The sequence below is a fragment of the Rhodococcus sp. NPDC003382 genome, from assembly GCF_053589135.1.
The window spans coordinates 20,330-29,909 of record NZ_JBSFRH010000069.1; the positions used below are offsets into that span (position 1 = coordinate 20,330).

At 67.3% G+C, this 9,580-nt stretch carries 7 protein-coding genes; 5 read left to right on the forward strand and 2 right to left on the reverse strand.

Translation table 11 applies throughout. The annotated features are described in order from the left end of the window. Positions 1-3: 3 nt before the first annotated feature. From ACWDUD_RS28685 to ACWDUD_RS28705, 5 genes are read left to right on the forward strand one after another with little or no spacing between them, the layout of a single operon-like run. On the forward strand, positions 4-1,647 hold the full coding sequence (locus tag ACWDUD_RS28685) for an FAD-dependent monooxygenase (RefSeq protein WP_450111540.1): 1,644 nt from the start codon (positions 4-6) through the stop codon (positions 1,645-1,647). Beyond that, positions 1,644-3,611: a flavin-containing monooxygenase gene (locus ACWDUD_RS28690; protein WP_197253396.1), complete on the forward strand. Its 1,968-nt coding sequence runs from the start codon at positions 1,644-1,646 to the stop codon at positions 3,609-3,611. The genes ACWDUD_RS28685 and ACWDUD_RS28690 overlap by 4 nt, the downstream gene beginning before the upstream one ends. Continuing rightward, positions 3,608-5,062, forward strand: coding sequence for a carboxylesterase family protein (locus ACWDUD_RS28695; RefSeq protein ID WP_450111536.1), 1,455 nt, complete (start codon positions 3,608-3,610; stop codon positions 5,060-5,062). The genes ACWDUD_RS28690 and ACWDUD_RS28695 overlap by 4 nt, the downstream gene beginning before the upstream one ends. A gap of 39 nt (positions 5,063-5,101) precedes the next feature. Next, on the forward strand, positions 5,102-5,740 hold the full coding sequence (locus ACWDUD_RS28700) for a TetR/AcrR family transcriptional regulator (protein ID WP_450111537.1): 639 nt from the start codon (positions 5,102-5,104) through the stop codon (positions 5,738-5,740). After that, positions 5,737-6,444, forward strand: coding sequence for an SDR family oxidoreductase (locus ACWDUD_RS28705; RefSeq protein ID WP_450111538.1), 708 nt, complete (start codon positions 5,737-5,739; stop codon positions 6,442-6,444). Before ACWDUD_RS28700 ends, ACWDUD_RS28705 begins: the two co-directional genes overlap by 4 nt. Positions 6,445-6,486: 42 nt before the next feature. On the opposite strand, the gene ACWDUD_RS28710 is transcribed toward ACWDUD_RS28705, so the two are convergent. Together ACWDUD_RS28710 and ACWDUD_RS28715 are read right to left on the reverse strand one after the other, a co-directional pair. Further along, positions 6,487-7,158, reverse strand: coding sequence for a GntR family transcriptional regulator (locus ACWDUD_RS28710; protein ID WP_197253388.1), 672 nt, complete (start codon positions 7,156-7,158; stop codon positions 6,487-6,489). A gap of 85 nt (positions 7,159-7,243) precedes the next feature. Next, complete coding sequence (locus tag ACWDUD_RS28715; protein ID WP_450111539.1) at positions 7,244-9,481, reverse strand: heavy metal translocating P-type ATPase; 2,238 nt, start codon at positions 9,479-9,481, stop codon at positions 7,244-7,246. Between the last annotated feature and the right edge of the window lie 99 nt (positions 9,482-9,580).

Below are 9,580 nucleotides of genomic sequence, written 5' to 3' on the forward strand. Positions count from 1 at the left end.
GCGATGAACATGCAGCAGAACAACATCGATGCAGACGTTGTCGTCGTCGGCGGAGGTCCCGTGGGGCTCACCCTCGCCCTGCTTCTCGCCGACGAAGGTGCCCGGGTCTCGGTGATCGAACCGATGACCGCCCCCGGGGACCTGCCCCGCGCCATCAGCATCGCCGACGAGTCATTCCGCATCCTCGAGCGTCTGGGCTTGGCGGACGACCTCAAGGCGGAGTCCTATCTGGACACCGGGGCACGCTATTTCGGTCTCGGCGACCGCTTGCTCGCCCAGTCCAAGCCCGTTCCCTCCCGTACCGGACACCCCGCGAAGTCGCAGTTCGATCAACCCGTCCTCGAACAGCTGCTGTGGGACAGGGCGGTCGAACATCCCGACATCGACTTCCGAACGGGCCAGCGCGCGGTCGCGATCACCCAGGACGGCACGACCGTCACGGTGACCACCCGCTCCGAGGACGGCGTCACCTCGACCGTCGTCGGATCGTGGCTGGCCGGCGCGGACGGTGGCCGAAGCTTCACCCGCGATGCCCTCGGTGTGCCCCTGGTCGGATCGACCCAGGAAGAACGCTGGGTGGTCGTCGACCTGCTGAACACGACCCGCGAGAAAGAGCCCTACGCTGAGTTCCACGGCAACGGCGCCCGGCCGTACGTCTACGTCCCCGGCATCAAGGGACGACTGCGTCTGGAATTCATGATGCTTCCCGGCGACGACGCCGAGGAGATCACCCGCCCGGACAAGATCCGCGAACTGGTCCTTCCGTTCCACCCACAGGTGACCCCGGAGGACATCCGCCGCGCAGTCGTCTACGTCGCCCACCGCCGGCTCGCCAAGACCTACCGGGCCGGACGCGCATTCCTCGTCGGTGACGCCGGCCATCTCATGCCCCCGTTCTCCGGCCAGGGACTCAATGCCGGTCTTCGCGACGCGTCGAACCTGGCCTGGAAGCTGCGGGCGGCACTCGACGGTGTGGGCACCGACCGTCTGCTCGACAGCTACGAGTCCGAACGTCGTACCCATGCCAAGAAGATGGTGCGCATCTCGCACATCACCGGCTCGATCGTCATGGCCCGCGGCGTCGCAGCCGCCGCCCGCGACGTCGTCTTCTCCGTGGCGCGACTGTTCCCGCCGGTCCACGCCTATCTGTCCTCCATGCGGTTCATCACCCCGCCGGACTACTCCAAGGGCGTCGCCGTCGAACCGGCACGTGAAGTGGACTCCCGCTTCGCAGAAGCCGTCGGCAAGGCCATGAGCCAGCCGACGGTCGAGACCGCCGAGGGCACCACCTCGCCCCTCGACGCGCATCTCGGAACCGGATGGGCGATCCTCGAACTCGGCACCACAGGTGCCGGGCAGGTTGCGCGCGATCCGTTCTGGAACGGCGTCCCACGGGTGCGTCTTCTCCCACGCGGCCACCAGCGTGGCCCGCAGGAGACAGGGCCCTCCGATCTGACCGACCTCACCGGCGCGTTCGTCGACCCGGCCCGCCCGCTCGGGGTGCCCCATGCCGTCGTCGTTCGCCCGGACCGCTACGTCGCGGCTGTGTTCACCGCTGCCGACGAGGCCCGGGTCGTCGCCGCACTACGGACCTATGTCGACCTCTCGCGCAGCGTCGACCGCTCCCGGAGGAAAGAGAACAGATGAGCACTTCAGGTATCGACCGCTACGACGACCTGTTCTGGCGCGACGAGTACGAGCCGATTACCGAATCCGACGACTTCCTGCAGGAGATCGCCGACAAGGCCGATCTTCCCTCGCTGCTGGTGGCCATCGCCGCGGCCACGGGTGACACCGCTGTCCTCACCGAGGACCTGCGCCCACCTCTGACGCCCGTCGACACGATCGGGCACCCGCACGGGGGGATGTCGGAAGCCCAGCAGCACAAGGCCCGCGAGCTCGCGCTCGCAGGGCTGCGCCGCCTTCGCGACGAACGGATCACCAGCGTCGGCATGCTTTCCGACACCGCGGTCACCGACGTCCTGGGCTACCTCACCGGCGGCAACGCCGACTGGTCCGACTCGCTCAAGCACGAACTCGATCTGGCCGAGGACAAGAGTGCCGCTCCCGACTGGCGCTTCGAGGACGTCGCCGAGGGGCGCCGCTTCGAGGTGCTCATCGTCGGTGCGGGTGTCTCGGGTATCGCCGCCGGGCACCGTTACCGTCAGGCCGGTGTGCCCTTCACGATGATCGACGCCGCCGATCGGCTGGGTGGTACCTGGCAGAAGAACCACTACCCCGGAGTGCGCCTGGACACACCGACTTTCGGGTATTCCTACTCGTTCGCGCAGCGGGTCGACTGGCCCCACCAGTTCGCCGAGGGTGGGGAGATCGACGACTATCTGAACACGGTCGCCGAGCGCGCCGGACTCATCGACCTGATCGAGTTCGGCACCCGACTGGTGAGTTCACGCTGGGACGACGAGGCCGGCGCGTGGATCGTGGTGACCCGGGATGCGCAGGGCGCCGAACGCACCCGCACGTTCCAGGCGATCGTCAGCGCGGTCGGGCAGCTCGACATCCCGAACATCCCCGACTTCCCCGGAGCCGAACGCTTCCGCGGAGTCACCATGCACTCGCAGGAGTGGGACGACTCCTACGACTGGCGTGGCAAGCGGGTCGCGGTCATCGGTACCGGTGCCAGTGCCTATCAGATCGTGCCTGCCATCTACGAAGAGGTGGCTTCGCTCACCGTCTTCCAGCGCAGTGCCCCGTGGATGCTGCCCGCCCCGACCTACCACGACAACCATTCCGAGGCGTTCGCCTGGCTGGTGCGCAAGGTCCCCTACTACGGTCAGTGGTACCGGTTGTGGGTCATCACGCAGGGAATCCCCGGACGATTCCACACCGTCCGCGCCGAAAAGGACTGGCCCGGTGCGCCGTTGAGTGTCTCCGCCACGAACCGGAAGGTGCGCGACGAACTGATCGCGCGGCTGACGGAGCAGTTCGAGGGACGACCGGACCTGTTGGAGATCGCCGTCCCGTCCTACCCGCCCGGTGCGAAGCGGATGCTGCGCGACAACGGCGTGTGGGCGAAAGCGCTGATGGCCGAAAGCACTACGGTGTCGACGCACGCCATCGTGGAGTTGACCGAGACCGGAATCCGTACCGCCGACGGGACGCACCACGAGGTCGACCTCATCGTCTACGCCACCGGATTCAAGCCGTCGGACTACCTCGACGGTGTCGAGGTGATCGGTCGAGGCGGGGTGGAGATCCACGAATTCTGGAAGGGCGACGCCCGCGCGTACAACGGCATCACTGTGCCGGGCTACCCGAACTTCTTCATGCTGTACGGGCCGAACATCGGTGGTGTCGTCGCCGGCAGCCTGCACTTCATGCTCGAGCGCGCCGGGGAGTACTCGCTCGAGGCGATCCGTGAGGTCCTCGACCGGGGCGTCAAGGCTCTCGACGTCACCCCCGAGGCCCTGGATCGCTTCGTGGAGTGGGTCGACCGGGAGAACCGTCTGATGGCGTGGGGTCAGCCCTACGTGCGCAGTTGGTACCAGAACAGCGTCGGCCGGGTCTCACAGGTGTGGCCCTACACCAACGCCGAATACTGGAAGATCACCGAGCACGTGAACCCGGACGACTACGACTTTCTGCCATGACCTCCGTGAGTGCGGATACGGGAGAGTTCGCGGTCGACACCGGTGTCGTCCGTGCCGAAGTCGTCGAAGGGGTCGTCGACGCCCGGGGTGTGCGGTACGGCGCGCGGCTCGATCGAGCCGACCGTGGTTCCGCGCTGGGACCGCCGACCACCGCGCAGTCGCCGCCTACCGCCTTTCCCCAGACCGGCGGGATGCTCGACGGGATCCTCGGGCAGGCACTCGGTGAACTGCCCCAGCACGAGGATTCCTTCTCTCTGAGGATCCAGGCACCTGCCGACTCGGCCGGGCTTCCGGTGCTGTTGTTCGTTCACGGTGGTGGATTCACAACGGGTTCCGGCGAGTCGCGCTGGTACGACGCGCACGACCTAGTCCGCAGCGGACGGATTGTGCTCGTCACGGTCGGCTACAGGATCGGCGCGCTCGGCCACCTCGGTGGCTCGGGCGACGCCGATGCCTCGGCGCAGCCGCTACGGGATCTCGAGGTGGCAGCGCGTTGGGTACGGGACAACATCGCCGCGTTCGGCGGCGATCCGGCCAACATCACCATTGCCGGGGACTCCGCCGGCGCGTGGTACGCGCATGCGCTGAGTGTCCTGCCGCAGACCGGAGGAATGTTCGCCCGCACGCTGTTACTCAGCATGCCGCGCCTGGCCCCGTTGTCCGAGTGCGACCACGAGGCGCGGCGCGCGGCATTCGAGGATGCACTGGCACCGGAACGGTTCGCCACCGCTCCGGTCGAGTCGATCCTGGCCGCGCAGCGCACCACTGCGCTGAACTACCGCGGTGCGGGATTCGCCTTCGCCCCGGCCGCCGGGCCGCGGATGCCCGGATGGTTGGGGGAGCCGAAGCTGAGTGCCGCTCGGCTGCACACCTCGGCGCTACTGGTGGTCACCACCGCCGAGGAGACCGCGGCCTTCCTCAGAACACAACCTGCCGAGTCCTTCTCTCGGGAGAAGCTGGAGGACTTCGTGGCGCGCTCGTTCAGCGCTCCGGAGGCGGTGCTCGACCACACGGCCGAGCGGGAGTCGGCATACGAGCAGATGGTGCTCGCCACGACACTGTGGCAGTTCCGATCGGTGGCGTACGACCTCGCCCGAAGTGCCGCAGTCCCAACGAGACTGATGCGCCTCGATGTTCGCAGCTCTCTGGAACGGGCGTTGTCGCCGCACTGCTTCACGCTCCCGTTCGTCTTCGGCGACCGCCATGCTTGGCGCGGTGCGCCGATGATGGAAGGTGTCGATCGGGACACGTTCGAGTGTGTGCGGGCGGCGTTCCGGGACGCGATCGTCCCGTTCGTGCGTGACGGTTCCGGGACTGCTCCGGTGTGGCGACCGGAGAGCCCACGACTCCTCGCTGTCGAGGAGGACGGCGCCCGTGTGGTCGCTCCCGGCGACCTCACTGTCACAGCGGTGACCGAAGGTTCGGTCGGCCGCACTGGTAGAAAGCGATAGGGATCACTTTGTGGTCCCGTCGCGGTGAAAGGAGTTGAGATGGCGAGGCGTCGAGTTCATCAGTCGACCCCGGAAAACGAGCGGGCGATCCTCGATGCGGCGTTGTCCCTGGCTGTGACGGCGGGTTACGAGGGCACCACGATGTCCGAGGTGGCCAGGCTTTCCGGGCTGCCGAACGGTTCCATTTACTACCATTTCGAGAACAAAGAGAAATTGTTTGCGGAACTCATCGAGTTCTGTTTCGAAATCTGGAAGAAGGACCATACAGGTCCGACGAACCGCGACCTGCTGCGTCGTAGCATCGCCGGGTCGGCGGGTGGATCGGCGGATCCGGAGAACAAGGCCGAGGCTTTCTGGGTCCTCGCCCTGATGTTCGCACTGGATCGCCGCCTCGAGGACAATCTGGCGCGCAAGAAGTACCTCGAAGTCCGCAAGGAGATGTTCGAGCACATGGTGCGGCGGGTCGAACCGCTGATCCCGGCGGAGGTACTTGCCGAGGATCCGGAGTTCGGCCGAAAGATGGTCGTGCTCGGCCGTGCTCTGACCGACGGCTTCTATATCGCCGCGTGCGCAGGAGACGACGTCGACTTCGCCGAATTCGCGGACCTGTCGGCAACCGCAGTCGAGGCGCTCATCGCGCGCCGTGCCGAACAACTGAGCAAGGAACGGAATTCATGACGCAGAAGACAGCCGTTGTGGTCGGAGGTGGTTCCGGCATCGGTGCTGCCGTCGCCACGGAGTTGCACGAACACGGATATCGGGTGGCGATCCTGTCGCCGTCCGGACGTGGGCGCAAACTCGCCGAGGAACTCGGCGGTGTGGGGCTGGACGGGACGAACCGCTCCGAGGAAGATCTTCGGGCCGTCGTCGACCTGGCCTTGTCGGAGTTCGGCCGGATCGACACGGTGGTCAACAATTCCGGGCACGGTGCCACCGGTGGTGTGCTCGATTTGACGGACAGCGACTGGCAGGACGGTATGGAGGGCTACCTGCTCAATGTCGTCCGGATGGCGCGTGTGGTGACCCCCCATTTCCTGGAGGTCGGGGGCGGCAGCATCGTGAACATCTCCACCAGTTCGCCGTTCGAACCGAACCCTCGGTACCCGGTTTCTGCGACATTCCGGGCCGGGCTCGCTTCGTTCACCAAGCTCTACTCCGACGAGTACGGCCCTTCGGGTATCCGCATGAACAACGTCCTACCGGGGTGGACCGTCGCCGACCCCTCTGCGGTCGCTCCCGAGTGGACCCAACGCATCCCGCTGCGCAGGGCCGCCAGCGCGCAGGAGATCGCTCGTGCCGTGCGCTTCCTTGCCGGCGAGGAAGCGAGCTACATCACCGGACAGAACATTCGCGTCGACGGCGGGGTCACCCGCAGCGTCTGAGGTCCGTCCGGGCGGCTGTGTCCGGCGGCTGCTCTCGCGGGCTCAGCCGAGCGACTGCGTGATGATCTTCGTGGTGAGCTCGTAGTGCTCGCGCAGCAGCTTCTCGGCGGTTACTGCGTCCCGAGCAAGTACGGACTCGAGGATCTCCCGGTGCTCTGCTTCGATATCGCGTGATTCTGCAGCCTGTGAGGGTGCCGTCCACTGGCGGTAGAGAACGGTGGCGTCGGCGAGGGTTGCCGCAAGGTCGATGAGTGCCGAGATACGGCAGGGTTCCAAGATCTTTGCATGGAAGTCCTGGTGGGCTTCGAGCCACTCGGGGCTGATGTGGTGAGGGTCGTCGGCCCTGCGGCGAGGTGTCCGCTCCAGCCTGTGGTGGGCGCCGATCAACTCCGATTCCCAGGCCAGGCTCCCGCGCTCGATGGCGAGAGCGACGCCGAACCCCTCGATCCGGCAGCGCAGTTCGGTGAGATCCTGGAGTTCGTCCAGCGTCAACTGGGCGACGAAGAAGCCGCGATTGGGAACGAAGGAGACGAGCTGCTCGCCGGCGAGCCTGGTCAGAGCCTCGCGCATGACGGTAGTACTGGCGCCGTACAGTTTGGAGAGCTCGCCGACCTGCAGCCTCTTTCCGGGTTCCCACCTCCCGCTCAGGAGGTCCGAGCGCAGAGCCTCCCGTGTTTGCGTGCTGAGAGAAGCCCATTTGTCTGTACGCGCCATGAGAACAATATACCGAACCGAGCAGAAAATATTATCACGTGTCTTACTTCTGTCGCCTCGTCAGTGATCGAACCTTCAACGCTGCCTAGCGTGGTGAGAAGCGGCGCAGCCGCAGGCTGTTGCTCACCACGAACACCGAGCTGAACGCCATCGCCGCTCCCGCGATCAGCGGATTGAGCAGCCCGAGCGCGGCCAGCGGCAACGCCGCCACGTTGTAGGCGAACGCCCAGAACAGGTTTCCCTTGATGGTGCCCAGTGTGGCGCGGGCGAGCCGGATCGCGTCGGGCGCCGACGTGAGGTCGCCGCGTACCAACGTCAGATCGGATGCCTCGATCGCAACGTCGGTACCGGTACCCATGGCCAGGCCCAGGTCCGCCTGCGCGAGCGCCGCCGCGTCGTTGACGCCGTCGCCGACCATCGCGACGACCCGGCCCTCCCGCTGCAGCCGCTCGACGACGGCGACCTTGTCGCCCGGCAGAACCTCCGCGATCACGTCGTCGATGCCGACTTGCGCGGCGACCGACTCGGCGGCGCGGTGGTTGTCGCCGGTGAGCAGCACCGGATGCAGACCCAGCGCCCGCAGCTCGGCGATCGCGTCCGCCGAGGTCTCCTTGATCGTGTCGGAGACGACCACGACGGCGCGGATCGTCCCGTCCCACGCGACCCACACCGGGGTGCGTCCCGCGGTCTCGGCCTCGTCGGCGGCCAGGCGCAGCGACTCCGGTGCCGTCAGCGACCATTCGTCGCGCAGCCAGGACAGCCGCCCGGCCAGCACCGCGTGGCCGTCGACGACCCCGGAAACGCCTCGGCCCCCGTGGTTCTCGAAGCTCTCGACGTCGGAGAGGGTCCCGGCGCGTTCCGCGACGGCCCGCGCGATCGGGTGCTCCGACGCGTGCTCGAGCGATCCGGCGAGATGCAGTGTCTCCGTTTCGGATTCGCCGTCGGCCACGTGCACCGAGTCGACGCTCATGCGACCGCTCGTCACGGTCCCGGTCTTGTCGAGCACGACCGTGTCGACGCGGCGCGTCGATTCGAGGATCTGCGGTCCCTTGATGAGGATGCCGAGCTGGGCGCCGCGTCCGGTGCCGACGAGCAGCGCCGTGGGCGTGGCCAGGCCGAGCGCGCACGGGCACGCGATGATCAGCACGGCGACGGCCGCGGTGAAGGCCGAGGAGACGGGATCGTCGGTGAGCAGGAGCCAGCCGACGAGGGTGAGCAGGGACAGTCCGATCACGATCGGGACGAACACCGCCGACACCCGGTCGGCGAGACGCTGCACCTCGGCCTTGCCGTTCTGTGCCTCGGTGACCAGCCGCGCCATCTGCGCGAGCTGGGTGTCCGCGCCGACCCGGGTCGCGCGGACCTCGAGCCGTCCACCGGCGTTGACGGTCGCGCCGACGACGCTGTCGCCGGGACCGACCTCCACCGGGACGGATTCACCCGTGAGCATCGAGGCGTCGACCGCCGAGGTGCCGGAGGTGACGACACCGTCGGTCGCGACCTTTTCGCCGGGCCGCACCACGAACACGTCGCCGACCGCGAGCTGCCCGATCGGGATGCGTGTCTCGGTGCCGTTCCGCAGCACGGCGACGTCCTTGGCGCCCATGTCCAGCAGGGCCCGCAGCGCCGCGCCGGACTGCCTCTTGGCGCGGGCCTCGAAGTACCGGCCGGCGAGGATGAACGTCGTGACCGCCGCCGCGACCTCCAGATAGATGTGCGTGTCGCCGTCGCCGGAGGGGAACAGATCGAACGCCATCCGCATGCCGGGCATGCCGGCGTGGGTGAACAGCAGGGCCCACAGCGACCACAGGTAGGCGGCGATCACACCGACCGAGATGAGGGTGTCCATCGTGGCCGCGCCGTGACGAAGGTTGGTCCATGCGGCGCGATGGAACGGCAGCGCACCCCACACCACGACCGGGGAGGCGAGCGTCAGGGCGATCCACTGCCAGTTGTCGAACTGCAGCGCCGGAATCATCGACAGCAGCACGACCGGGACGGTGAGGGTCGCGGACACGATCAGCCGCTGCCGCCATGCCGCCGCCTCGTCGGGCTCGGCGGTTTCCGGGGCCGGCTCGGTCCCGGCAGGCGTCGGGGGAGGGGACAACGTCGCGCTGTAACCGGTGGCTTCGACGGTCGCGACGAGGTCCTCCGGGGCGACCTCTCCGGTGTAGCTGACCTTCGCGGTTTCGGTCGCGTAGTTGACGGTCGCGGTGACGCCGTCCATCCGGTTGAGCTTCTTCTCGATGCGGGCGGCGCACGAGGCGCACGTCATGCCGCCGATCGAAAGCTCGACCTCGTGCAGGGTGTCGCCGGTGGTCATCGGCTCCTTACCTTTCTTTCAGGGGGTTCGAACTGGGCGACGGCCGTAGGCTTCGAACCACCCAGGGACGTCGGACATGGCTTTCATCGCTCTGCTGCC